This is a genomic window from Priestia sp. TSO9 (genome assembly GCF_021029645.1).
Classification (GTDB): Bacteria; Bacillota; Bacilli; order Bacillales; family Bacillaceae_H; genus Priestia; species Priestia megaterium_E.
The window spans coordinates 175,858-199,791 of record NZ_JAJEKD010000009.1; the positions used below are offsets into that span (position 1 = coordinate 175,858).

At 38.8% G+C, this 23,934-nt stretch carries 22 protein-coding genes, 1 pseudogene and 1 riboswitch; of the genes and pseudogenes, 13 read left to right on the forward strand and 10 right to left on the reverse strand.

The annotated features are described in order from the left end of the window. Positions 1 to 10: 10 nt before the first annotated feature. From alsS to LJC66_RS03740, 5 genes are all read right to left on the reverse strand, one after another. On the reverse strand, positions 11 to 1,690 hold the full coding sequence (gene alsS / locus LJC66_RS03720) for an acetolactate synthase AlsS (protein WP_374199168.1): 1,680 nt from the start codon (positions 1,688 to 1,690) through the stop codon (positions 11 to 13). Between the two features lie 226 nt (positions 1,691 to 1,916). Further along, a complete protein-coding gene (locus LJC66_RS03725; protein WP_081731992.1) occupies positions 1,917 to 2,081 on the reverse strand; it encodes an aspartyl-phosphate phosphatase Spo0E family protein in 165 nt (54 codons plus the stop codon). An 869-nt stretch (positions 2,082 to 2,950) separates the two neighbouring features. Then, positions 2,951 to 3,148, reverse strand: a complete 198-nt coding sequence (locus tag LJC66_RS03730; protein ID WP_028407531.1) for a YwbE family protein — start codon at positions 3,146 to 3,148, stop codon at positions 2,951 to 2,953. Further along, positions 3,148 to 3,327 (reverse strand): hypothetical protein, encoded by a 180-nt coding sequence (locus LJC66_RS03735; RefSeq protein WP_060744848.1) that lies wholly within the window; start codon positions 3,325 to 3,327, stop codon positions 3,148 to 3,150. The genes LJC66_RS03730 and LJC66_RS03735 overlap by 1 nt, the downstream gene beginning before the upstream one ends. An 82-nt stretch (positions 3,328 to 3,409) precedes the next feature. Further along, positions 3,410 to 3,778 (reverse strand): winged helix-turn-helix transcriptional regulator, encoded by a 369-nt coding sequence (locus LJC66_RS03740; protein WP_013055500.1) that lies wholly within the window; start codon positions 3,776 to 3,778, stop codon positions 3,410 to 3,412. Positions 3,779 to 4,107: 329 nt separating this feature from the next. On the opposite strand from LJC66_RS03740, the gene LJC66_RS03745 reads away from it, so the two are divergent. The 8 genes and pseudogenes from LJC66_RS03745 (at position 4,108) to LJC66_RS03785 (ending at position 12,100) form a co-directional block, all read left to right on the forward strand. After that, a complete protein-coding gene (locus LJC66_RS03745) occupies positions 4,108 to 5,307 on the forward strand; it encodes an MFS transporter (RefSeq protein ID WP_074679136.1) in 1,200 nt (399 codons plus the stop codon). 90 nt (positions 5,308 to 5,397) lie between these two features. Further along, positions 5,398 to 5,547 (forward strand): annotated as a pseudogene (locus LJC66_RS03750) (LLM class flavin-dependent oxidoreductase); the annotation flags it as partial. 455 nt (positions 5,548 to 6,002) lie between these two features. Beyond that, entirely contained in the window at positions 6,003 to 6,929 is a 927-nt protein-coding gene (gene mdcH / locus LJC66_RS03760; protein WP_230931811.1) for a malonate decarboxylase subunit epsilon, read from the forward strand. 37 nt (positions 6,930 to 6,966) lie between these two features. Next, positions 6,967 to 8,619: a malonate decarboxylase subunit alpha gene (gene mdcA / locus LJC66_RS03765; protein ID WP_230931812.1), complete on the forward strand. Its 1,653-nt coding sequence runs from the start codon at positions 6,967 to 6,969 to the stop codon at positions 8,617 to 8,619. 5 nt (positions 8,620 to 8,624) lie between these two features. Next, positions 8,625 to 9,491: a triphosphoribosyl-dephospho-CoA synthase gene (locus LJC66_RS03770; RefSeq protein ID WP_230931813.1), complete on the forward strand. Its 867-nt coding sequence runs from the start codon at positions 8,625 to 8,627 to the stop codon at positions 9,489 to 9,491. Positions 9,492 to 9,514: 23 nt separating this feature from the next. Then, positions 9,515 to 9,817, forward strand: a complete 303-nt coding sequence (locus LJC66_RS03775; RefSeq protein ID WP_028407538.1) for a malonate decarboxylase subunit delta — start codon at positions 9,515 to 9,517, stop codon at positions 9,815 to 9,817. Then, on the forward strand, positions 9,804 to 11,504 hold the full coding sequence (mdcD, locus tag LJC66_RS03780; RefSeq protein WP_230931814.1) for a biotin-independent malonate decarboxylase subunit beta: 1,701 nt from the start codon (positions 9,804 to 9,806) through the stop codon (positions 11,502 to 11,504). The genes LJC66_RS03775 and mdcD overlap by 14 nt, the downstream gene beginning before the upstream one ends. After that, a complete protein-coding gene (locus LJC66_RS03785; protein ID WP_230931815.1) occupies positions 11,492 to 12,100 on the forward strand; it encodes a malonate decarboxylase holo-ACP synthase in 609 nt (202 codons plus the stop codon). The genes mdcD and LJC66_RS03785 overlap by 13 nt, the downstream gene beginning before the upstream one ends. Positions 12,101 to 12,139: 39 nt before the next feature. Here LJC66_RS03785 and LJC66_RS03790 read toward each other — a convergent pair whose 3' ends face one another. Both LJC66_RS03790 and LJC66_RS03795 read right to left on the reverse strand, forming a co-directional pair. After that, entirely contained in the window at positions 12,140 to 13,078 is a 939-nt protein-coding gene (locus LJC66_RS03790; RefSeq protein WP_050689308.1) for a response regulator, read from the reverse strand. Between the two features lie 4 nt (positions 13,079 to 13,082). Continuing rightward, entirely contained in the window at positions 13,083 to 14,333 is a 1,251-nt protein-coding gene (locus LJC66_RS03795; protein WP_217599001.1) for an ATP-binding protein, read from the reverse strand. A gap of 266 nt (positions 14,334 to 14,599) precedes the next feature. On the opposite strand from LJC66_RS03795, the gene LJC66_RS03800 reads away from it, so the two are divergent. Beyond that, on the forward strand, positions 14,600 to 15,589 hold the full coding sequence (locus LJC66_RS03800) for a glutaminase (RefSeq protein WP_028407543.1): 990 nt from the start codon (positions 14,600 to 14,602) through the stop codon (positions 15,587 to 15,589). A gap of 102 nt (positions 15,590 to 15,691) precedes the next feature. Beyond that, complete coding sequence (locus tag LJC66_RS03805) at positions 15,692 to 17,122, forward strand: alanine/glycine:cation symporter family protein (protein ID WP_050689307.1); 1,431 nt, start codon at positions 15,692 to 15,694, stop codon at positions 17,120 to 17,122. A gap of 29 nt (positions 17,123 to 17,151) precedes the next feature. On the opposite strand, the gene LJC66_RS03810 is transcribed toward LJC66_RS03805, so the two are convergent. The 3 genes from LJC66_RS03810 to LJC66_RS03820 form a co-directional block, all read right to left on the reverse strand. After that, positions 17,152 to 18,651, reverse strand: a complete 1,500-nt coding sequence (locus tag LJC66_RS03810) for a sodium:solute symporter family protein (protein WP_050689306.1) — start codon at positions 18,649 to 18,651, stop codon at positions 17,152 to 17,154. Further along, positions 18,651 to 18,854: a DUF3311 domain-containing protein gene (locus LJC66_RS03815; RefSeq protein ID WP_028407546.1), complete on the reverse strand. Its 204-nt coding sequence runs from the start codon at positions 18,852 to 18,854 to the stop codon at positions 18,651 to 18,653. The genes LJC66_RS03810 and LJC66_RS03815 overlap by 1 nt, the downstream gene beginning before the upstream one ends. Before the next feature lie 377 nt (positions 18,855 to 19,231). Then, a complete protein-coding gene (locus LJC66_RS03820; RefSeq protein WP_081085187.1) occupies positions 19,232 to 19,831 on the reverse strand; it encodes a cupin domain-containing protein in 600 nt (199 codons plus the stop codon). A 385-nt stretch (positions 19,832 to 20,216) separates the two neighbouring features. After that, a riboswitch (ZMP/ZTP riboswitch) is annotated at positions 20,217 to 20,295 on the forward strand. Positions 20,296 to 20,350: 55 nt separating this feature from the next. Here LJC66_RS03820 and LJC66_RS03825 point away from each other — a divergent pair. From LJC66_RS03825 to LJC66_RS03835, 3 genes are all read left to right on the forward strand, one after another. Next, positions 20,351 to 21,946, forward strand: a complete 1,596-nt coding sequence (locus tag LJC66_RS03825; protein WP_230931816.1) for a glutamate/serine transporter AimA — start codon at positions 20,351 to 20,353, stop codon at positions 21,944 to 21,946. A gap of 182 nt (positions 21,947 to 22,128) precedes the next feature. Continuing rightward, complete coding sequence (locus tag LJC66_RS03830; RefSeq protein WP_230932160.1) at positions 22,129 to 23,175, forward strand: DUF5105 domain-containing protein; 1,047 nt, start codon at positions 22,129 to 22,131, stop codon at positions 23,173 to 23,175. 152 nt (positions 23,176 to 23,327) lie between these two features. After that, a complete protein-coding gene (locus LJC66_RS03835; RefSeq protein WP_013055518.1) occupies positions 23,328 to 23,837 on the forward strand; it encodes an acyl-CoA thioesterase in 510 nt (169 codons plus the stop codon). The last annotated feature ends 97 nt before the right edge of the window (positions 23,838 to 23,934 follow it).

Below are 23,934 nucleotides of genomic sequence, written 5' to 3' on the forward strand. Positions count from 1 at the left end.
CTCAGTCCTTTCAGTTAATTTGATCTGGCAGTAGCTGTGTATTTAATTTTTCATTATCTTTATAATCTACAGGAACATCAATGATAACGGGGCCTCGTTCACGAAAAGCGCTTGCTAGAGTGTCCGGGAATTCTTCGGGTGAGTTAACTCTAAATCCTTTGGCACCAAAACTTTCAGCAAGCGTAACAAAGTCTACACTGCCAAACTCTACTGCAGATTTTCGGCCATATTTAATCTGCTGTTGAAAGCCAACCATATCGTAGGTTTGATCGTTCCAGATAATGTGAACAATTGGTAAGTTTAACCGAACGGCTGTCTCGAGCTCCATAGCTGAAAATAAAAACCCGCCGTCTCCAGACATGGACAGAACTTTTTTATGGGGGCGAACGAGTGCAGCTGAAATGGCCCAGGGCAAAGCAATGCCTAGTGTCTGCATACCGTTGCTGAATAGTAAATGCTGAGGTTCATAGGAACGAAAATAACGAGCCATCCATATGTAATGCGAACCAACGTCACATGTAATGGTAGTATCATCTTCAACAAAGTTCTGCAGAGCTTCAATTAATTGTAGGGGATGAAGGTGAGTGTCACTAGAAAACTCGTACTGATCGTCAGGTTGTTCAAGTTTGCTTTTTAGTGTTTTTAAAAAAGAAGCACTTTCTTTTGAACGTATTAAATGTGGGAGTTTATCCGCTAATAGGTCAATTGTGCTTGGAATATCCCCTACTAACTCAATTTCCGGCTGATAATGGTGGTCAGCTTGTGCTTGTAAATCATCTAAATGAATAATGCTTCTTTGACTTTCTGAGTTCCAAAGAGAAGGAGGGTATTCAACTGGGTCATATCCGATTGTTAAGACGACGTCAGCATGCTTCAATAAGGCGTCTCCAGGCTGATTGCGAAAAAGACCTACTCGCCCAAAAAAGTGAGTTTCAAGCTCTCGTGAAACAGCTCCCGCACCTTGGAATGTTTCCACCACAGGAAGGTCATGTTCTGTTATAAGCTGACGGATTGATTCCACTGCTTTAGATTTACTTGCTCTCATACCTAAAAGCAAGACAGGTAGTTTTGCTGTGCGAATAGTGTGTATAGCTTGGGCAACAGCGTCTAAATTAGCAGTCCCAATCGTAGGAGCTTTTAAAACGGATAGAGTGGAAGCTGATGTTTTGCTATCCATTACATCCTGCGGCAAGCTGACAAAAGATGCTCCTGAAGGAGAAGAAACAGCTTCGCGAAAGGCGTCTGTTATCACTTCTGGAACGTTTGCAGCGTCTTCTACCTCAACGCTGAATTTGGCGATAGATTTAAATAATCCTTCATTATCCATTGATTGATGCGTCTTTTTTAATCGATCTGCTCTTGGAACGGCTCCTGCTAGGGCTACCACTGGATCACCTTCAGAAGTAGCAGTGACAAGGCCAGTGGCTAAGTTAGCGGCACCTGGACCTGATGTGACAAGGCAAACACCCGGCATACCTGTCAGTCTTCCCATAGCAGCTGCCATAAACGCAGCATTTTGTTCATGGCGGCAAACAATTACTTCCGGCCCTTTTTCTTTCAAAACATCAAATACGCCATCAATTTTGGCTCCTGGAATGCCAAAAATATAAGGCACATTCTGACTTGCCAAACTTTCTACTAGTAAGTCAGCTCCTTTTTTTGTTTCGGTAGTATCAGCATTACTCATCATGCATTCTCTCCTTTATGTTTCTTAGATAGGTTTCAAGGCCTACTGATTGAATACCCAATTTGTATGACAACTAATCAAAGGAAAGGAGAAGGTTTTAATTTTCTAAATAAAAAACTTCCCTATTAATTAGGGAAGCAGAGATGTACCTATTGCGAATAAAACATATCTGTTTTATTTGTAGGTTTATGGTACCTGAGGGATAGCATGTGAAAGTCCTACGCGGCTCTTATTTGGTATGGTTAAAAAGCTTTTGGTAACTAACAATTTTTTGATCTAGCTTTTGACTTAATTTTAAAATCTCACCCTGAGAATAGCTGCTTGTTTTCTTAGCTAATTGGTAAATATCTGATTGTAAGGCTCGAATTTCTTTTTCTAACTGAGGTTGCTTCATTGAAATCCTCTCCAAGTCAGAATACTTCTATCTTCTATGTTTTATCTTTTATCTAATAGTATGAAATTCCTTCATATTTGTAAAATGTTTTTTGTTTTGAAAAATATGACATAGGTGAAGAGCTGCTGACAAGCTTTGTCGAACACTTTTTTTACCTGTTTTCAACAAGTATGATATACTGAGGCTAGGAAAAATGACAATCTGGAGCGCACGTTCAGTTATTCTTAACAAGCGAATGAATTCTTAGCTTTGACAAGTTTAGCTTGTAAGGTGAAGAAATTCATCACATAATCTTATTAGATCTGAACCTTGTTAGCCCGGATGAGGATTTGTCGAAAACGATTCACTAGAAAAAACCTTCGAGACCGCCAACTCGGAGGTTTTTTTATTTTTGTGTATGGGAAGGGAAAAAAAGACATAGACTAATAAAGAAAAAGGTCCCGCACCCATAATCGGCCGTAGTTGATTACACCTTGTCCATTTCTGCAAGGAAGCTGTCTTTTTACTATAGGGAAGTGCCGCCAAACACCATTCCCTAAAGACAATCAGCACACGAGCCTTATGGATGAAGAACCTTTTAGACGATACTTATCGGTGATTACTTATTTTGCTACTGGAAAAATAGCAAAATAAGAGCGACTATGGCTCCTAAAAGCTCGACGTAAGCCGTTAGGAGCTGAACATTCTCAGCATCTAGGAAAAATGACTTGAGGATTTGTCTCAGACTATCCACCACCTTTTTTTCCTTGCGTGAATTCCCAAGGGAAAGAAAGGGGACGACAGTGCTTCTTTATTTTAACAAAAGTAGGAAATGATAAGTAGATTTATTTGAAGGATAAATTAAAAAAGCATGTAGAATACATGCTTTTTTAATTTGGGTAAATTTCTTTTATACGTCCGACTTGTCCATCTGTTAAACGAACTTTAATGCCGTGAGGGTGAAAGCTTGAATTGGTCAGAATGTCTTTGACCGTTCCATGTGTCAGTTTTCCAGAGCGCTGATCTGCTTTTAAAACAATGTCGACTTTAATTCCAGGAGCTACGTCTTTTCTATTTTGTCCGTTCATTATACACCTGTTCTCTTTCGCTGATTATTCGTTTTTTTCGTTTGTTGACTCGTCAGCTTTTTGGTTGCTTGATTAGTACTGCTGTTCTTAGCTTTATTTGAAGATTGGTTTTTCTTATTAGCAAGCTGCTGTTTAATAGCATCTTGAAGACTAATTTTCTTTTTTGATTGTTCTGTCATATGGGCTCCTCCTGAATACGTACATCGTCTAAAAAACAAAGAAAGTAAGGCAATGAAAAAGCTGACTATCTAGTCAGCTTTTTTAATTAGAAACAGTGACTTCTTCTACAGGCTGCATAAGTACAGCTTCTTTATCAGGATACGTTTTTTCAATATGATGTTCTCCCCAAGAGCACAATGAATCAAGAATGCTTTTTAAAGACCATCCGTAATCTGTTAAAGAATATTCTACTCGAGGGGGCATTTCATTGTACATTTTTCTAACAATGATGCCGTCTGCTTCAAGTTCACGAAGCTGCTGCGTTAATACTTTTTGTGTAACACGCGGCATAATTCTTTTTAATTCTCCAGGGCGCTTTGTCCCTTTAATTAAGTGGCAAAGAATAACGACTTTCCACTTGCCTCCAATGACTTCTAGTGCCGCTTCCACTGGAATATTATATTTTTTCACGTTAACAACTCTCCTTGTTCTAGAGATAACGGTTAAATGCATGGTTTCGCATTTTTTCTGATGTTTATCATACCACTATAGAGCAGAATTTTCTAGGTGTAAGCATTTTTTTAGAATACCCAATAGTTCATGACTTTAGTATTTACGCTTATTGTAACCTCCAGGTACCTATATCACTTGAAAGTGCGTACTTTTTCTTTGGTTTTACATCGCTCATAATAACAATTGTTGATGGCGAGTTAGCGAATATATGAAAGGTACCTAAGCTAATCAGCCATAAAAGAAGCTATTATAAAGAAGTTATTATAACGAACAGGAGGCGTTAAGAAGTGAATACACTTTCACAAACACAACAAAGTAAAAAAAGCGGTGCTTTGCCGCTATTAGCGCTAGCTATTAGCGCCTTTGGGATCGGAACTACAGAGTTCGTTCCAGTAGGTTTATTATCATCGCTTGCAGATGATTTAAATATTTCCATTACACTAGCAGGGTTATTAATTTCAGGATACGCAATGGGAGTTGCATTTGGAGCTCCCGTATTAACAGCTTTAACAAGTAAAATGAGCAGAAAATCACTGTTGATGCTATTGATGGTTATTTTTATCGTAGGAAACTCAGTAGCAGCTTTATCAACAAGCTTTGGACTGCTGCTTATAGCACGAATTATTACTGCATTTTCACACGGGATTTTCTTTTCTATCGGTGCGACTATCGCTGCTGATTTGGTACCGGAAGATAAGCGGGCAAGTGCCATTGCTTTAATGTTTACAGGTTTAACAGTTGCAACGGTTACAGGTGTTCCGCTTGGTACATTTATTGGACAAGCTTTCGGCTGGAGAGCAACATTTTGGGGAGTAGCGTTACTTGGGGTTATTGCCATTATTGCAAGTGCTCTTTTAGTGCCTAAAAACTTAAAAGAAGCGCCCCCGGCAAAGTTTAGTGATCAATTGAAAATTTTGAAAAACGGGCCGCTTTTACTATCGTTTGCTATTACTGCCTTAGGATATGGCGGAACGTTTGTAGCCTATACGTATTTAGCACCTATTCTTGAAAAACTAACAGGATATGCACCAAGCGCGGTTAGTATCTTACTGCTGGTATACGGTGTAGCGGTAGCCATCGGAAATACAATCGGAGGAAAAGCTGCGAATAAAAACCCGTTAAAAGCATTATTTTGGATGTTTTTAATTCAAGCAGTTATCTTAGTTGTTTTATCGTTTACTGCATCATTTAAAGTAGCGGGAACGATTACGATTTTTGCCATGGGCTTATTGGCATTTATGAACGTACCTGGACTGCAAGTGCTGGTCGTGAACTTAGCTGAAAAGTATGTTCCTTCAGCAGTGAACGTAGCCTCTGCGCTTAATATTGCTGCATTTAACGTTGGAATTGCTATTGGTTCTTTTGTAGGCGGCCTGATTGTTGATTCAATTGGTCTTGTTCATACTCCTTGGATTGGAGGAGTTATGGTTTTAGGAGCGGTCTTATTAACAGCATGGAGCCGCTCAATAGAAGCAAAAGCAAAATAAAACAAGAGATCATCGCCTTTTGCGATGATCTCTTATCTATAAAAGGAGAGGAAGCAAATGACTACATTTCAACATCATAAGGCGTATCGTCGTAATACATTAATTGAGCTTCTTTCTATTTATAAAGAAATAGGAGTTAATCATCTCTTTTTTGCTCTTTTTGATAGTAAGCGTCCGGCTGAAGAAGTTATACATGAGCTTGGTGAAGAAGTGCTTCCGCATTTTCCGGCTCATCTGTAGCTAAAAGTACTTTAGTTGAAGATCCGAGCGAGTTAGATTCTTAATGGAGAATCTAACTCGCTCGGATTTTTTTATTGATAGGATGAACGTAGATTTTATGTATGTAGTTGCTTCCAGCGGTTGATTGGAGGACAAGATGAAGACTCCTGCGGGAAAAGCGGAATAGGTGAGACTCGCAGAAGTTTAGCGACGAGGAGGCTCACGGGACGCACGCGGAAAGCGAAGTCTTGCACGGAAATCAACCGTGATGGAACAAGCGAGCCATATGAGCTCATGTATCCCATTTTTTCGTCTTTAGATTGGATTCATTTAGTTATATCCCAACCTCTTTTTTATATAGATTTCAAGTTATAGGATATATAAGAAATATGTATTAGAGTTATTGATCCTATGTTCTTTATAATAAAATTATCCATTATCTCCTTGGATGATATAAAGTCGAAAGGAGAAACACGATGAGTGTTGCATTTCTATTTCCAGGACAAGGTGCACAATATGCTGGTATGCTTCATGATATAAAAAATAAATGGGGATTAGCGACTACGTTTGAAGAAGCAAGTGAGGCATTAAATCAAGACGTATTATCGTTAGATTCGTCAGAAAAATTGAAATATAATAAAAATGTTCAGATATGTCTTTTTATTGCAGGAGTAGCTGCGGCTAGGGCGTTTAAAAACAAAGGATACTCGCCAGACGTAGTAGGGGGGCATTCAGTAGGGGCGTTTGGAGCAGCAGTTGCATCTGAAGTGTTATCTTTTAAAGAAGCTCTTCTTCTTGTGAAAAAAAGAGGGGAACTGATGGAAAATGCTTATCCTTATGGTTATGGTATGGGGGTTGTAATGGGACTTCGCGAGCATCAGCTTCTCGCTATTGTACATGAACTATCAACTGATGCAGCTCCTGTGTACGTAGCGAATCTAAATGCTCCTGATCAAATAACGATTTCTGGCACCTTAAAAGCAATCGAGAAAGTTCTTGAAAAAGCATCTAAAAAAGGCGCTAGAAAAACTAAAATGCTTCATGTAACGGTGCCTTCTCACTGTCCTCTTATGGAAGGAGTTTCGAGTGAATTACGAAAAACAATAACTGAAGTGAAAGGAAAAGACCCGATCGTTCCTTTTATAGGTAATTGTAAAGCCCGGAAATTATGGAAAGCTGCTGATGTTAAGGAAGACTTGGCAGCGAGTGTTGCCCTGCCCGTTCGTTGGCATGATACGACGGAAGTTATGTATGAAATGGGCACAAGATTATATATTGAAATGGATCCAGGAAGAGTGCTAACAGATTTGGCTGCTAAGAGCTTCCCTGAAGCAAGGGCTATTTCGGCAGCCGAATCTACGATGAAAACTTTGCTGATTTTAATGGAAAAAGAAAAAATGTAAGCGTATTAATTTAGAAATGTCAGAAAGGAGCTAGAACATGAGTGGCATAAAAAAAACTTCAAAATCATGGACAACTCGCCGAGATCAAAAAGCAGCTCGCCTTGCACAAATAGACCATCTTCTTAAAGGAAAGTTATTGGGTAATGAACACATTATTGAAGCGTTAGAATTGCTTATATCACCCGGAGATAAAGTAGTGCTTGAAGGAGACAATCAAAAGCAAGCATCTTTTTTATCAAAGGCGCTGAATGAAGTAAGCGCTGATAAAGTAAACGGCCTTCATATGATTATGTCTAGTATTTCACGTCCCGAACATCTCGACATATTTGAAAAAGGAATTGCTGAAAAAATTGATTTTTCGTACGCCGGTGCTCAAAGCCTTCGCGTGTCTCAAATGATTGAAGATGAGACGTTGAAAATGGGAGAAATTCATACATATCTAGAGCTTTACGGACGCCTTTTCATTGATTTAATTCCGAACATTGCCTTAGTGGCTGCTGACAAAGCGGACGCACAAGGTAATTTATATACAGGAGCAAATACGGAAGAAACACCAACCATTATCGAAGCAACGGCGTTTAAGGATGGAATTGTTATTGTGCAGGTAAATGAACTTGTTGAAGAACTTCCGCGAGTTGATATTCCGGCTTCTTGGATTGATTGTATCGTCGTGGCGGATCAGCCTTATCAATTGGAAGCTTTATTTACGCGAGATCCTCGTCATATTACAGAACTCCAAATTTTAATGGGTATGATGACAATTAGGGGGATCTATGAACGCCACAGCGTACAATCATTAAATCATGGCATTGGCTTTAATACCGCTGCAATTGAGCTTTTGCTGCCTACTTATGGAGAAAAGCTAGGACTGAAAGGTAAAATATGCAAGCATTGGGCTCTGAATCCTCACCCTACGTTAATTCCAGCTATTGAAAGCGGATGGATCGAGAGCGTGCACTGCTTTGGCGGAGAAGTAGGAATGGAACAATACACAGCAGCGCGTCCAGATGTGTTTTTTACAGGACGCGACGGCAGCCTGCGCTCAAACCGTGCGATGTGTCAAGTGGCTGGTCAATATGCGGTAGATGCTTTTGTAGGATCAACTTTGCAAATAGATGGAGAAGGAAATTCTTCTACCGTCACATCTGGACGTTTGTCAGGGTTTGGCGGAGCACCTAATATGGGGCATGACCCTAGAGGACGCCGACATTCTACCCCTGCTTGGCTGGATATGATAAACGAGCAGCACGAACTAGCAAGAGGCAAAAAGCTAGTTGTTCAAATGGTTGAAACCTTTCAATCAGGAAATGAGCCTGTTTTTGTGGAGTCTTTGGATGCGATAAAGGTAGCGAAACAAGCAGGATTAGCTACTGCTCCTGTCATGATTTACGGGGATGATGTGACGCATGTTGTGACGGAAGAAGGAATTGCTTATTTATATAAAGCACAAAGCTTGGACGAAAGAAAAGCAGCGCTTGAAGCAGTAGCAGGGGTAACACCTATAGGCCTGCGACATAACCAAAATAAAGTGGAAGAGATGCGCAGAGATGGCCTAGTGGCTTTTCCCGAAGATTTACAGATTCGCCGTACAGAAGCAAAGCGTTCATTATTGGCAGCAAGAAGTGTCGAAGATTTAGTAGAATGGTCGGGTGGCTTGTATAATCCGCCTGCTAAATTTAGGAGCTGGTAAGGAATATGCGTATTCAAAGTATTCAAGAAGAGCCAAGACCAGCTGTGTTTTACTCATGTCTAATAGCTAAAATGGCAGTTACCGCTCTGGTTGATGAAGCGGTGCTTACACCTAAGCCTGGGCTTGTAGATGCAGCAACAACTGGATCTCATCAAGATATGAATATTGAGACGCTGTTAACTTCTGCTTATGCTTTACAACCGACCTTTTTACAGATTGCATTATACAGTCAAGGAAAGCAGCCAAGTCAGATGCTAAGGGAAGAAATTGCTCGAATCGGACGCGAGGGCGAACAAATTATGTACGCGGCTACGAATGGTGTTAATACACACAAAGGAGCCATTTGGGCATTAGGTCTACTTGCTTCTGCAACAGCAGTCTGCGGTATTCAAGCATCACCTGCATCCATCACAGAAGCTGCAGGACAAATTGCTCGTTATGAAGATCGTTTTTGTCCTTTGCATTCATCTAATGGACTTCGTGTGAAAAAACAGTATGGCGTAAAAGGAGCGGCTGGAGAGGCAAAGCAAGGGTTTCCCCACGTGATTCATATAGGCTTGCCTGCTTTACATAAAGCTCGCAAGCTAGGCATACATGAAACATCAGCAAGGATTGATACTTTAGTAACATTAATTGCCAACCTTGATGATACGTGTATTTTGCATCGTGCTGGTCCGGTTGTGTTAGAGGAGGTTAAAATGGCGGCATCCAATGTGTTACAAGCTGGAGGGGTATCTACATCAATGGGAAAACAGCGGCTAGAAGCGTTAGATCATATGCTTCTATCATCTAACGCTTCTCCAGGCGGAAGTGCAGATTTGCTGGCTGCTGTATTATTTTTAGATCGAATATCTCTTTTTAAAGAATCGTAAACGTCTGCAGGGAGGAGTGGCTAATGGAAACGTTAGTGTTTAAATACAAAGCCGATCGAAAGTTAACTCAGCGCGCACATGTAGGCGTTGTTGGTTCAGGGGATTTAGAAATTTTATTGGTTCCTTCGGATGAAGAACATGCTCATGTATCAGTACGAACAGGAAGTGAAGGGTTTAGTGAAACCTGGAAAGCCGTATTAGACCGGTTCTTTAGCGTTCATACCATTCAAGCGAAAATTGTAATTAATGATTTCGGTGCTACGCCTGGTGTAGTCGCCTTGCGTCTTGCACAAGCTTTGGAGGTGAGTGAAAATGGGAGTGAATAATCAAAGCTTTATTGAGTTAAATGGAAGAGAACGAGCGGAGGCAATCTTAGATCAAGGAACATTCTATGAGCTGCTTGGCCCTTTTGACGGAATCGAATCGCCTCATTTACCTAAGCAAAATATTGTTCCTCAAAGCGATGATGGCGTCATTATAGCAGGTGGGCTGATAGCAGGAGAGCCAGCCGTTGTCATTTCAATAGAAGGGGGGTTTCAAGGGGGAGGCATTGGTGAAGTATCGGGAGCTAAAATTGCAGGAGCTTTAGAACTAGCCCTTAATAATCACAAAAAAGGTGTTCCTGTCAGACCTGTTTTTCTATTCGATACAGGAGGGGTAAGGCTCCAAGAAGCGAATTATGGACTTTTGTCGATATCTGAAATTGGCTCAGCTGTGGTTGCTTTGCGTGAGCATACACCTGTTGTTGGAGTTATCTCAGGAAATGTAGGCTGCTTTGGAGGAATGTCCATAACTGCTTCACTCTTTAGTTATCTCATTATGACAAAAGAAGCAAGGTTTGGCCTTAACGGCCCTGAAGTGATCGAACAAGAAGCAGGGGTTGAAGAGTTTGATGCAAGAGACCGAAGCTTAATCTGGAAAACGATTGGCGGTATTCAACGCTATGAAACCGGGTTTGCAGATGCCTTAGCACAGGATGATGTCACTGCTATTCAACGAGCGGTTCAAGAGACGTTTCAGAAGAAAGAAAAAGTAACTAGTAAAACAGAACAAGTAGATTTTTACAGACATTTGCTTAGTAAGGTTGATCCTTCAGAAAAAATGGCTCCTGATCAGTTTCAAGAATTGTATAAAGCAACAAAAAATGAATATATCCCTTCAACAGTCTCTTACTCGCTGAATGAAGTTCCAGGTAATATGCCCAACAGCCGCGGTCGCGTGTGGATCAACGCCTTAATAAATGATGAAGAAGCAGATTTTGAAATTCCTTCCGTTCTTTATAAAGACGCATTGCTAGGAAGAGAAAAGGTCCGATATATATCGGTTGTACCTAATCCTTATAATCGTTTCGTACGTGCACGAAAAGGGGAAGTAGGACTAGATGAAGGATGGGCAATTGCCAAGCACGTTCGTGAAGTAATAAACGAAGATCGAAATCAATCTCCGCGCCCTATAATTGCCATTGTAGACGTACCGAGTCAAGCGTATGGCTATCATGAAGAACTTCTAGGTATTCACTATGCGTGCGGTGCTGCGGCTGATGCTTATGCAGCAGCGCGCTTAGCAGGTCATCCGGTTATTACGCTAATTGTTGGAAAAGCAATTTCAGGAGCATTTTTGGCTCATGGATACCAATCAAATCGAATTGTGGCTTTAAAAGACGAAGGAGTGAATGTTCACGCCATGTCCAAACAGTCGGCAGCGCGCATTACTAAAAGAAGTATAAAAGAACTTGAAGAAGCTTCAAAGAAAGTCCCGTCCATGGCTTATGATATTGAATCATTTGCCTCACTTGGCGCTTTATATGAGCTGGTTAGCGGTATTCAAGCAGAGCAGCCCACAGAGCGCGACATTCAAACGATTCAAGATATTTTGACTGGAGCAGTAGAAGATGTACGCCGTGAAGGTCTGTACGATTTAAGCACCCGGCTATACAGTGAGCAAGCAAGGAAGGAAGGGCGAAAAGCTTCTTTATTAGTAAGAGATGAGTTGGAAAAACAATGGAATATATAGCTCATGATTTGCTTCAGTTAAAAGAGGAAGCAAAGCTTATCAGTTATACACCCATCCCCGATTGGGCGGCGCATTCTTTAGCGAAGGCTCCGCTTGTCGTTGTAAGGCGGGCTGTTCATCGAGATAGCCTGATACCTGTTGGAGTAAGAGGAGAAAGAAGAAATCAGCGTTTTGGAGCATTTGTATCTGAGCAGGCCATTAAACAAAGAATTAAGCCGGAAGATCTCGTTACTATTTTTCAAAACGGCCACTTTAGAAACATGCCAGCCATAGGTGCTTTAAAAGAAGTTGCTATTATTTTAAAAGATTTTGCGTGGGGACCAACCGGCAGTGTGGGATTCGAATTTGCAAGTGGTGCCGAAGTTGTTACAACAACTAGTGATTTGGATATACTTATTCGACTTTCTTCTTATTTGTCGGTGGAACAAGCGCAACTGATAGTTAATCAGTTAAAAGAGTGTCCAGTTTCTGTAGATGTACAGGTAGAAACAGAAAAAGGAGCATTTTCTCTGGTGGAATATGCAAGAGGAGAAAAGATGCTGCTTCTGCGTACTGTATATGGACCTTTCTTAGTAAAACTGAATCAATTAGTATGAAAGACGGAAGAGGTATTTGCACCTTCTCCGTCTTTTCTATCAATACCAGCTTTTTTCCTTGCTTAACAAGCGCTTTGCTTCAAAAAAGAATATTTGAATGAACTTTTTAGTGTTAATGCGAATCGGCAAAATTTTAGAATCTCCCTGCAATTCTTTCATTTTTTTACGAACGGCTGTAAAGTCAAAAAACTTAGAAGCATAATTTTCAAACTTTGGATTTGAAAAATCTGTTAATCCAATAGAAGCAAAGTGATTTAGTGAGTGAGTAACTGCTCGTCTTATACGCTGTTCACAAGCTTTGGTTTCACGGTTAATTTCAATAGAAGACGCGTGAGCTCCTAATTTTTTCTCTGCAACATTTACAAAAATATTTTTTAGAGAAGGAAAATGTTTTTCCACACTTTCTCTTTGGTCATAAGTGTACAGAAACTGTAAAATATCCAGTAAATCTTTTGCACCATTTTCTCCTACAATACCTAACTCGGCTAATAAGAATTTTCCTACATCGTATAGATGGGCTTGTTTCGTTATCGGCTGGCTTGAAGGGGGAGCGTGATGAGCTGTCGCTAAACTATTCAATGAGTTCTTAATATCGTCGATTGATTTCTCAAGGGAGATTCGTTCCATTACTTTTCGAATAACCGTTAAAATTTCAATTCGATTAATTGGTTTTGTAATATAGTATTCAATTCCTAATGAGTAAGCCTCTCCTATCAATTCTTTGGACTCTACCTGTGAAATCATAATCATTTTTCCGTTAAATGAATCTTTTAAATGACGGATTGTTTCGATTCCGTCCCGTCCTGGCATAAGTAAATCGATAAATAAAATATCAATTTGTTTTAAATTTAACGTAGAGGCATCTAAAAAGCTTCCGTCGACGACTTCTTCTACAACTTCTCCTAAATCCTCATCTTCAATCAGCTGACTGAGCGTTGAACGAATAGCTGAATCGTCATCTGTAATACAAAATCGCATAAACTCATCCTTTCTGAATTAGATTACGAAGGGGGATTTGAATGATAAAGGTCATTCCGCTGTCTTCTTGTGTAGCTTTAATCGTACCTTCAAGTTCTTGAACAATATCTTTTACATAAGAAAGACCAATCCCAGTAGAGGGGTTTCCAAATTGATCGTACTTTGAGGTGAAACCAGGTTCAAAAATAGCTTTTTCGTACTTTAAAGGTACTCCAGGACCGTTGTCTTGTACATGAAATTCTACATGTTCAGCTTGTCTATGTACCGATAAAACAATCCTTCCCTCATCTTTAATCGCCTCCACTGCGTTTGCTACCAAGTTATTAATGATCGATAAAATGGTATAAACGTGGTAGCTGAAATGTTCCCCGTTTACAGAAGAAAAAAAGGTAATTTGTTTGTGAAGAGAATCGGCATATTTTTTGTTGATGCGTACGATCAGCTCGATTAATTCCTCTGCTTTCATATAATTTTGGAAACTTTCATTTGAAATTGTTTTAGATAAGCCCGCAAAAATACGCTGGTTGTCTTTTTTTACTTCGTGAATATCTCCCGCAATCCGAAGCGCTTTTTTACTGAGCGTTTGGTTTAGCACAGAATGATCTTTTTCCTGCTGATTTAATACACGGTATAAATCGTACGAAGCTTTTGTAATGGCTTCTGTATTATGAAGGGTCTTTTTTAAATGAACGGTTTCTTCATAAAGGCTTGTAATGAGCATTAGCATGTGCTCATTTTGTTTGCGAATTTGACGTTCCCGTGACTGTGATTCATAAATCGTCATCATATTAAAAAAGCTAAGTACAATGAAGCTGTGAGCAAAAGCAATAACGGCCATGTCAGATAATGAATCGACATGGATTGTTGTGTGCAAAACTATATACTGCGCAGTTAGTTCCACTACATCAGCAGCAATTTCAATGATGAGTCCAATCACTCCAATTACAATAGCACTATAGTTCATGCGGCTTACTTTAAAAATAAAAAATAAAAGTGCATACGTAAAGTAGAAGAAAAACGTAGGGTAATGCGTATGTGCAGAAGCCGCAAATTGAAAATGATCGAGCATGATATAATCGAGCATGATGCGAAAGAGAACGACGCTTAAAGCGGTTAACAAGCCCCCGGCTAAAACGGTTTTCCGTTTTAAAAGCAACAGGAAAAAGAAAAATGTAGGAGCTCCAAATGTAATTCGAAATGTTTCATTTAACGGATAAAATTTTAACTCTCCCGCCAGCGGGACAGTAATGAGCATGAGCAATAAAATGTACGGATCTTTTCGAATGAAAGATTTAAAATTCAGATAATTTCACCTCCTGAAGTGATTCGTGAATTAGTATACATTGTGACAGCGTCCAGCACAATGGAGAAGAGTGTCAAAGATAAAAATATAATTCCAAAAAGTTTTGTAGGTTTTTGTATGCTCTCGTAGGTTGCATTGTACATTAAAAACGAAAATGAAATCTCGCTTTATGAAAGCGCTTTAAAATAAAAGGTTAATTAAGTGATGAGGTGATTTTAATGAAAAGAGAAATTGAACAGGAAATGTCTTACTTACAGCTCACTGCAAAAGACCGGTTACATGAGTGGGTGCAACAAATAAAAGAATTTTCGTCAGAAGGAAAAACGGCTGATTACATTCCAGCGCTGAAAGATATGGACTCGTCTCAATTAGGTATTTGTTTGATTGGTGCTGACGGAACAGTTATCCAATCTGGAGATTATGAATCGGTATTTACTCTTCAAAGTATTTCCAAAGTCATTAGCTTTATAGCAGCTTGCTTATGCTGCGGCATTCCTTATGTGCTAGAGAGAGTGGATGTAGAGCCGACTGGAGATGCATTTAATTCTATTATAAGACTGGAAATGCATAAACCAGGAAAGCCGTTCAATCCTATGATTAACGCTGGTGCTTTAACGGTTTCATCTCTTTTATCTGGGGAGACGGCAAAAGAAAAATTAAGCTATTTGTTTGATGTGATAACGATGCTTACCGGGAAAACACCACTCATTAATGAAACGGTCTTTGAATCAGAATGGCAAACGTCTCATCGAAATCGTGCGCTTGCCTACTATTTAAAAGAAACGAACTACTTGCAAGGAGAAGTAGAAGAAGTTCTAGAGGTTTACTTAAAGCAGTGCTCAATTGAAGTAACGACTGAAGATATTGCACTGATTGGATTAATTCTGTCATTAGACGGATACCATCCAGTGTTTCACAAACAAGTAATTCCAAAAGAAGTAGCTAAATTAACAAAAGCGCTCATGCTTACATGCGGTATGTATAATGCTTCAGGAAAGTTTGCGGCATTTGTTGGTATGCCAGCTAAAAGCGGTGTATCGGGAGGGATCATGTCATTGGTGCCACCTAATACGAAAAAGCAGTCTCCATTTCCAGACGGATGCGGTATCGGAATATACAGTCCAGCTATTGATGAATACGGGAATAGCGTAAAAGGCGTTACGCTGCTAAAAAAAATCGCAAAAGAATGGGATTTGAGTATTTTTTAGTCTATTTACGTACTCTTCATTGGCTTCAATAATATAAACACCAAGAGAAAAAACTTTCATGTTTTGCATTTGTTCTACCAAATTTTTAATGAGGTGATAGGCATGCAACAAGCAATCGAAAGTGTGATTAGCGTCATCAATGATTTTTTTTGGTCGAATTTATTAATTATTTTACTTGTATCAATTGGTATTTATTTTACGATTCGCTCTCGTTTTTTGCAGTTTCGCATGTTGAAAGAAATGGTACTTGTTTTGAAAGAAGGACGAGCGGCTAAAGGTGGAGGAGTCTCCCCGTTTCAAGCTTTTTGCATAAGCATGGCAGCTCGAGTAGGAACGGGAAATATTACAGGGATAGCGATTGCTATTGCACTTGGTGGCCCGGGTGCTGTATTTTGGATGTGGATTATTGCCATTATCGGTTCAGTATCAAGTTTTGTAGAAAGTACACTCGCTCAAATTTATAAAGTAAAAGGATCAAACGGGTTTCGAGGAGGACCCGCTTATTATATGGAAAAAGGGTTAAATAAAAGGTGGATGGGCGGGCTATTTGCTGTACTCATTACACTATCATTCGGCCTGGTGTTTAACGCTGTGCAGTCTAATACGATTACGCTAGCATTTGAGAACTCTTTTGGAACGAGCCGCTTGTTGGTTGGGATTATTATGACAGTTATATTTGCGGTAATTATTTTTGGCGGAATCAAACGCATCGCCAAGATATCGGAATACATCGTGGTCGTATTAGCCGTTTTATACATTGGAATGGCTCTGTTCATTATCTTTAAAAATATTGATCAAATGCCTGCGGTTCTATCTCTAATTGTGAAAAATGCATTTGGATTTGAACAGGCGCTTGGGGGATCAATTGGTGCAACGTTAATCAATGGAGTAAAGCGCGGACTGTTTTCCAATGAAGCAGGTATGGGAAGTGCTCCCAACGCGGCGGCAACTGCAGTGACGAGTCATCCAGTTAAACAAGGTCTTATCCAAGCATTTGGTGTCTTGACGGATACACTCGTGATTTGTACAAGCACAGCATTTATCGTTCTCTTATCCCCCGCCTATAAGCAGGGACTAAGCGGCATTGAACTAACGCAGGCTTCTCTTAGTACCCATATTGGCTCTTGGGCATCAGGGTTTTTAGCTATCATGGTATTTCTATTTGCTTTTAGTACGTTAATTGGCAATTATTATTATGGAGAAACGAATATTGAGTTTTTAAATTCAAATAAGATGTGGCTTTGGTCTTATCGTGTAGGTGTTTTAGCGATGGTTATTTTTGGATCGATTGCTCAGCTTCAGCTTGTATGGAATTTGGCAGACTTATTTATGGGGATGATGGTAGTCGTGAACTTGATTGCTATTTTTCTATTATCGAAAGTGGCATTTTCCGCCTTGCATGACTATACTCAGCAGAAAAAGGAAGGAAAAAATCCAGTCTTTTATAGAGATGCGTTAGAAAACAATCAAAATATTGAATGTTGGGAAAGAGAATCTACTCCACCCCCTTCTGAAAAAGAGAATATTATCTAAAAAAAGTTCAGCCAATTGGCTGAACTTTTTTATGCGTTTTTCTTTAATTCAGTTTGCGTAGTGCCTTTAGAAAACAGTGTTTCTTTCACGCCGTTAGTTGCTGCTTTTGTTTTGGCCGAAAAGATTGGATTTAAAATAACAACTACGAGTAAGTTAGATAATAATCCCCAGAATCCTTCATAAAGACCAAATGAATTTCCTGTGGCATGGACGGTAAACGTTACAACTAGCCCTACTACTAATCCAGCAATCGTACTTTCTTTCGATTGATTTCTCCAGAACAGGCTGATAACGATAGCCGGGAAGATTTGTACCATACCAGATACCCCTAGTAACTGTAGGGAAACAAGCGCTTGAGGGAATAATAAACCGAATAAAAGTGCCAGTCCAATAACAACGAAAACCATAGAACGAGTAACCATTGTTAATGTTTTACCCTGTACATTTGGATTAATTAAATCTCTGAATATATTATTTGCAAATAAGTTAGACGCTCCGATAGCCATGATAGAACATGGAATTAATGAAGCAAGAGCAATCGTTGCATAAGCTAAGCCTTGGCCAATGCCGCCATATGAATATTGAATCAAGGTTAATAATGCTAATCTAGGATCCGTTGTATCTTGAGGTAATACTTGATAAGCAATAAACCCTAAGAAGATGACTAGAATTAAAACAATATTGTAAAGAGGTAAGAAGACAGCATTTTTACGAAGCGAATCTGCACTTTTAGCAGTGAAAACACCTGTAGCAGCGTGAGCCCACATGAATAAAGCTAAAGCAGATACGAGTGATGCTGTAATAAACCATGGAATGCCTTTAGGTCCTTGTGTTGGGATCGTTAATAGCTGAGGTGCATCCTTTGCAACATTGTCGATCATGTTGCCCCAGCTTCCAAAATGCATAATTGGCAGAGAAACAACCATAAATAACATAATGGCCCATACTAAAATATCTTTAATAATTGCCGTATATGTGGGACCTTTAATTCCGCTGAAAAAGGTATAAAGAGCCACAAGAAAGAATGAAAGAATAACGACTGCTTTTACGTTAATGTAGCCAGTTCCTGCAACGCGAAGGGTATCTTGAATACCGCTAAGCTGAAGATCAATATATGGAATGAGCATCAATACACCTACTATAGCAATTAAAGAGGAGAGAAATTTACTGCTAAAACGTTCTCTGGCATAATCAGCAAGCGTAGTAAGTTTGTGCTTTTTAGCAACAGTCCAAAGCTTTGGAAGAAAAAAGTATGAAATTAAAAAGGCTAAAACAGAGTAAGGGATGGCAAAAAATGCGATGCTTCCTCCCTGATAAGCTGTACTTGTAAGACCTAGGAATGTATAAGCAGTATATAAATCTGCTCCTACTAAAAGCCAGACGAGCAGGCTTCCAAAACGTCTTCCACCTACAGCCCACTCTTCAACTGAGCTTCTAGATGATTTGTCACGTCCTGCTATAAAGCCAATCGCGATAACAACAAGAACAATTGCTGATGTGATTAAAAGTGCCGTTAAATTTCCTTGCATTATTCAATGTCCCCCCAAGATTTTTGTAAACGATAAATAATAAATGTACACACAGGCGTTAAGAAGACCCATAAAAATAACCATAAATGCAAAAGAGGTAATCCAAAAATAATTGGATGAATGTTATTTACAAAAGGTAAAACAGCGAATTGAGCAATAAATGGAATGATGAATAAAATAAAAATTATGAATTTTCTGTTCAATTTTACTCCTCCTATTAAAAATTTATCTAACAATGTTCACTATGATAGCAAGTCTGACATGGTAAAGCAATAAGTTTTTTGAAAATTTCGTTATAATCTATGAAAATTTTTTTAGAAAAACAAAAAAGAGCTTGTGATGAGAGTATATTTGAAATGATTATGAAAGAAAAAAAGGGGAATAATCTAAGCGAAGCTGCTCTTGAAGCAAAAAAAGCACGAAAAAGAAGAAATTTAGTTTTGACCGGGAAGTTTTTGTTATTTCGCTGAGATAAAGTATATTGCTATTGCATCATAAGAAAAGAATTTGTATGTTCAAATAGAGATTCATGGAAAGAATAAAACAGAGCAAATAAAAAAACTAGACAATAAGTGCTTGTCTAGTTCCACCACTCTGTCAATGGTCCTTTGTCGCCATAAACAGGATCTGTTGTAGGAATAGGTACTTGTGCAATTTCATCAAATACGTGAGGGCGATCAGTTTGTTTTCCTGTTCGTAAATTGTAATCCATGCCCTCTGGATAAGCTCCAACCACTTTAAAATCAGCAGTTGACTGCAGACGCATATGCCCTGTTCCTGCAGGAAGTACGAGCACATCGCCAGCGTGCACCACGATATTTTCCCCCATATGTCCACCTAGTTTTAAACGTGCAGATCCGCTAATTACGCCTAGTGCTTCATGGGAATTGCTGTGGTAATGGTGAAAATCATGTATGCCACCTACCCAGCTGTTTTTCCAGTTGTGAGAATTAAAAATGCTCTCCACTTTCTCTTTCTTACTAATAAATACGTGTTCATACAATAAAACTGGAAGACGAGGGTGATTTGGAATGGTTCCGTCGTCATCAAAATAAAGAACTTTTACATTTGCATAATTCATAAGCATCCCTCTAACAATCTTTTTTCGTAATTTTCCCTGTTTTTTGCTTGCGTAAACAGAGAAGTTTGCTCGAAGTACTTCATTTGTTGCGAAGTGCATGATATGTAGGTTTTAACGTTTTCCTAAAAGAAGTCTCCCACTTCAAGCGTAGCTAAGTGGTGGACAGTTCACTTTAGTATCTTTTCTTCATATTGTATATAAGTAAAGGGTCTAGTGCAAGAATTCTATGGATATATAGCTGCTAATTCTTATTATGTAAATGAATACTATATATTAGTATAATCTTTAGAAGGTAATCTACTCGTGGAGTAAAAGAATCAAACAACAAGAAAAGATAGGATTTTAGTTATTTTTGTAATTAAAAAGAGGTTTTTAGAAGTTTTATTCGGAATTTTACGAATAATTTATTATTTTTATAAAAGTAATGTAAACATTTTTGTGTATTGAGTAATAGAAATGAATGTTATATACTGATAAAAAATATATTCCTATATGTGACTGGCGCAACATGGATGACCATGGGGGAGCATATAGCGTATAAGCCGCGCGCCTGGGCAAACACTTGAGAAATTTTCGCAAGTGTTTTTTTATTTTCCTAGGGAAGAGGAGTAGATTTGGATGAGCAATATGCAAAGGAAGATGGGAACATTTGCTTTAACCATGACAGGCATAGGTTCGATTATCGGTTCAGGGTGGCTGTTTGGAGCATGGAAAGCAGCTCAAATTGCGGGACCCGCGGCTATTTTTTCATGGGTTATTGGAATGGTGGTTATTTTGACCATTGCTCTATCATATGCTGAACTGGGCGCGATGTTTCCACAAGCAGGGGGGATGGTTAAATATCCTCAGTATTCACACGGATCATTTATTGGTTTTTTGGCTGCTTGGGCTAACTGGATTTCAATCGCTTCAACGATAACAGTGGAGGCTATTGCATCTGTGCAATATATGAGTACTTGGCCGTGGAAATGGGCTCGCTGGACTCACGAATTAGTAGATAATGGAATTTTGACGTCCAAGGGGTTGGCAGTTGCGTCTTTGTTATTATTCGTTTACTTTTTTATGAACTATTGGACGGTAAATCTCTTTGCTAAAGCAAACTCATTTATTACGATTGTTAAATTAATTATTCCTGGTTTAACGGCAGGGGCTTTATTTTTTGCTGGTTTTCATAGTGGAAACTTTTCAAGTGAGCATGGGGTTGCCCCTTATGGGTGGGCCAGTGTTTTAACGGCAGTGGCAACATCAGGTATTGTGTTTGCATTTAATGGGTTTCAAAGTCCTGTAAATATGGCAGGAGAAGCAAAATCACCTAATAAATCGATTCCGGTAGCTGTAATTGGTTCAATTTTTATTGCAGGAATTGTATACATTATATTGCAAATTGTTTTTATCGGAGCAGTAAGTCCGTCATCAATTGCTGATGGATGGAATCATTTGAATTTTAATTCTCCTTTTGCTGATTTAGCGATTGCGCTTGGAATTAACTGGCTAACAATTGTGTTATACGCAGACGCATTTGTTTCTCCTTCCGGCACAGGTGCTACATATACGGCAACTACTTCTAGAATGTTATACGGGATGCAGCAAAATGGATATTTGCCAAAGATATTTGGTACTCTTCATCCACTTTACAATGTCCCGCGCTCAGCTATGTGGCTAAATTTAGCAGCTTGCTTTTTGTTTCTCTTTTTATTTAGAGGATGGGGTGTCTTAGCAGAAGTGATCTCAGTAGCGACGCTTATCTCTTATATTATGGGTCCTGTAGCGCTTATAACATTAAGAAAAACGGCTTCACACTTTTACCGTCCATTTTATTTAAAAGGGGCATCAGTTATTGCGCCATGCGGCTTCGTTTTTGCTTCCTTGACGCTTTACTGGGCAAGGTGGCCACTTACAGGTGAAGTGATCTTTATTATGGCAATTGGCCTGCCTGTTTATTTTTATTACCAAGCGAAAAATAAATGGGTGGGCTTTAAAAAAGAATTTTTAACCGGGGCTTGGATGCTTATCTATTTAGCGTGCATGATTTTTATTTCCTACATAGGAAGCGAAAAATTCGGAGGCAAAAATATTTTGCCTTTCGGATGGGATATGCTAGTGATTGCTTGCGTATCATTAGCTTTTTATTACTGGGGAATTAAAAGTGGCAAAGCTAACCGATATATGAAAGAAGCTGAACAAATCAATCAAGAAAATTTTAAATCTAAATAAAAAAATACGAGCCCGTGCTCGTGTTTTTTTATTTAGGTGAGTGGAGAGTTTAGACTTAGTTTTTATCAAAATATTGTAAAAAATATAGATTTTAAGGTTTAAGTATTTATACAGAGGGAACCTTTATTTGGGATAAAGTTCTAAAAAAACAAAATAAAGGGGATTAGGCAGCTGTGAAAAAAATGAATGTTTTGGCTTTAGCTTTTGTACTTATGCTAGTATTAGCGGCTTGCAACAGTTCTAAGGAAACGGGAGGGTCCACTTCGGCTAAAAATAAGGCGATTGAAGTATCTATTGACAGCGCTTCTTACATTTTAGTAGATAGTGATGAAGGAGATACAAGTGAAGAAAAAGGGCTGTTGAAAGTTGATTTAAAAGTGAAAAATGTCTCCAAAAACAGTATATCTTTATCGGATTATGACGGTGTTTATTTGTACGAAGGAGATGAACAGCTGTCTCCAAAAACGGGAGTGAACAGTCGTGAGCTCGGACTAGAAAGCAGTGCATCTGACAAAATTGGTGCTGGAAAGCAAAAAAATTTAACGTTTGTCTTTGAAGTCAAAAAAGATAACAAGTACAAAATTGGGCTTCAGCCAAAATCATCTGATTATGATGAAGAAATTGACGAAGTGACATTAACACTGGATACAAAGAAATACGCGAAAAGCTATAATAAGCTGCAAGACCCAGAAAAAGCTCTGCAAGCTTATACAGAAGTCCTTTACTTAAATAAAGAAAACGTAGACTATGATAAATATGTAACAGCAGATAAAACAGCTGTTATAGAAGAACAGAAAAAAGCGTTTAACGAAGAATTAAAAGGTGCGTTTTCTAATAGTTTAACCGACAAAGCAAAAAAAGACTTTTTTAACATGTATAAAGATGTTTTAAAAGAAAAAGCAAGTGTAAAAACAAATGTGATTGCGAATGCAAATAATAAAGCAGTAGTAGAGGTGGAGTACACTACTCTTAATTTATCAGACTTGTATTCATACGTATCGCAGCTTAAGCGAGCATATACAGATGAAACGAAAGATTACGATACAGAACACTCTGAAGAGTTTGCGGCTTCTCATTTCAAAGATATTGTAAATGAATTAGAAACGAAAGAAGGAAGTCGTCCCCTACGAATTTTTATGGTGAAAGAAGATGGGAAATGGACTGTAAAGTCAAGTGACCTATACAGTGATTCTTTAGGTAAAACGTTTGGATCAAGCTATATTCGATAGACAAAAAAAGAGAAGAATTTTTCTTCTCTTTTTTGTTTTCTGTAAATAAATCAACGAGTTTTTTGTAAAGCTAAATTTATCAAAATATGCTAGTATAGGTTCATTCATTCTTTTATTCTTATTATGATAGGCATCAATGGAGGTTCTTACTAATGAAAGCAAATTATTGTAAAGATACAAAGGCTGTTCGAACGAGCCGCATTTTTCCTAATGATATTAATAATCACAATACGTTATTTGGTGGAAAGTTAATGAGTGATATTGATATGATTGCGTCCATTTCAGCTTATCGTCACAGTCGTACAGAGTGTGTAACAGCTTCAGCAGACTCTATTCATTTTCTGCACCCTATTACGCCTCAGGATTCTGTATGTTTGGAGTCATACGTATCATGGACAGGTCGTTCATCCATGGAAGTGTTTGTGAAAGTGATTAAAGAAAATTTAAAAACCGGGGAGCGTCAAATTGCAGCCACATCATTTTTAACTTTTGTGGCAATGGATGATGATGGAAAGCCTCGTGCAGTACCGGAGCTTATTCCAGAAACAGAAGAAGAAAAATACCTGTTTCAAACGGGGGCAGATCGTGCTGCCACGCGTAAACAAGTGCGTAAAAAAAGCAATGAGCTGGCATCGGTATTGGATTTAGGACAACCTTGGTAGCATAAAAGAGAGGCCGAGACAAAAGTGTTTTAGCTCAAATGAAAAACGAACCACTGATCAACGTGTTTGATTAGTGGTTCGTTTTTTTTGTTATGGT

What these genes read in the sequence shown, in the direction of transcription:
- mdcH (WP_230931811.1), top strand. Translation starts at nt 6,003, where the DNA reads ATGAGTGTTGCATTTCTATTTCCAGGACAAGGTGCACAATATGCTGGT.
- LJC66_RS03820 (WP_081085187.1), bottom strand. Translation starts at nt 19,831, where the DNA reads ATGCACTTCGCAACAAATGAAGTACTTCGAGCAAACTTCTCTGTTTAC.
- LJC66_RS03725 (WP_081731992.1), bottom strand. Translation starts at nt 2,081, where the DNA reads ATGAAGCAACCTCAGTTAGAAAAAGAAATTCGAGCCTTACAATCAGAT.
- LJC66_RS03810 (WP_050689306.1), bottom strand. Translation starts at nt 18,651, where the DNA reads ATGCAAGGAAATTTAACGGCACTTTTAATCACATCAGCAATTGTTCTT.
- LJC66_RS03835 (WP_013055518.1), top strand. Translation starts at nt 23,328, where the DNA reads ATGAAAGCAAATTATTGTAAAGATACAAAGGCTGTTCGAACGAGCCGC.
- LJC66_RS03830 (WP_230932160.1), top strand. Translation starts at nt 22,129, where the DNA reads ATGAATGTTTTGGCTTTAGCTTTTGTACTTATGCTAGTATTAGCGGCT.
- LJC66_RS03790 (WP_050689308.1), bottom strand. Translation starts at nt 13,078, where the DNA reads ATGCGATTTTGTATTACAGATGACGATTCAGCTATTCGTTCAACGCTC.
- LJC66_RS03795 (WP_217599001.1), bottom strand. Translation starts at nt 14,333, where the DNA reads ATGCTCATTACTGTCCCGCTGGCGGGAGAGTTAAAATTTTATCCGTTA.
- alsS (WP_374199168.1), bottom strand. Translation starts at nt 1,690, where the DNA reads ATGATGAGTAATGCTGATACTACCGAAACAAAAAAAGGAGCTGACTTA.
- mdcA (WP_230931812.1), top strand. Translation starts at nt 6,967, where the DNA reads ATGAGTGGCATAAAAAAAACTTCAAAATCATGGACAACTCGCCGAGAT.
- LJC66_RS03775 (WP_028407538.1), top strand. Translation starts at nt 9,515, where the DNA reads ATGGAAACGTTAGTGTTTAAATACAAAGCCGATCGAAAGTTAACTCAG.
- LJC66_RS03785 (WP_230931815.1), top strand. Translation starts at nt 11,492, where the DNA reads ATGGAATATATAGCTCATGATTTGCTTCAGTTAAAAGAGGAAGCAAAG.
- LJC66_RS03735 (WP_060744848.1), bottom strand. Translation starts at nt 3,327, where the DNA reads ATGACAGAACAATCAAAAAAGAAAATTAGTCTTCAAGATGCTATTAAA.
- LJC66_RS03800 (WP_028407543.1), top strand. Translation starts at nt 14,600, where the DNA reads ATGAAAAGAGAAATTGAACAGGAAATGTCTTACTTACAGCTCACTGCA.
- LJC66_RS03825 (WP_230931816.1), top strand. Translation starts at nt 20,351, where the DNA reads ATGAGCAATATGCAAAGGAAGATGGGAACATTTGCTTTAACCATGACA.
- LJC66_RS03805 (WP_050689307.1), top strand. Translation starts at nt 15,692, where the DNA reads ATGCAACAAGCAATCGAAAGTGTGATTAGCGTCATCAATGATTTTTTT.
- mdcD (WP_230931814.1), top strand. Translation starts at nt 9,804, where the DNA reads ATGGGAGTGAATAATCAAAGCTTTATTGAGTTAAATGGAAGAGAACGA.
- LJC66_RS03730 (WP_028407531.1), bottom strand. Translation starts at nt 3,148, where the DNA reads ATGAACGGACAAAATAGAAAAGACGTAGCTCCTGGAATTAAAGTCGAC.
- LJC66_RS03770 (WP_230931813.1), top strand. Translation starts at nt 8,625, where the DNA reads ATGCGTATTCAAAGTATTCAAGAAGAGCCAAGACCAGCTGTGTTTTAC.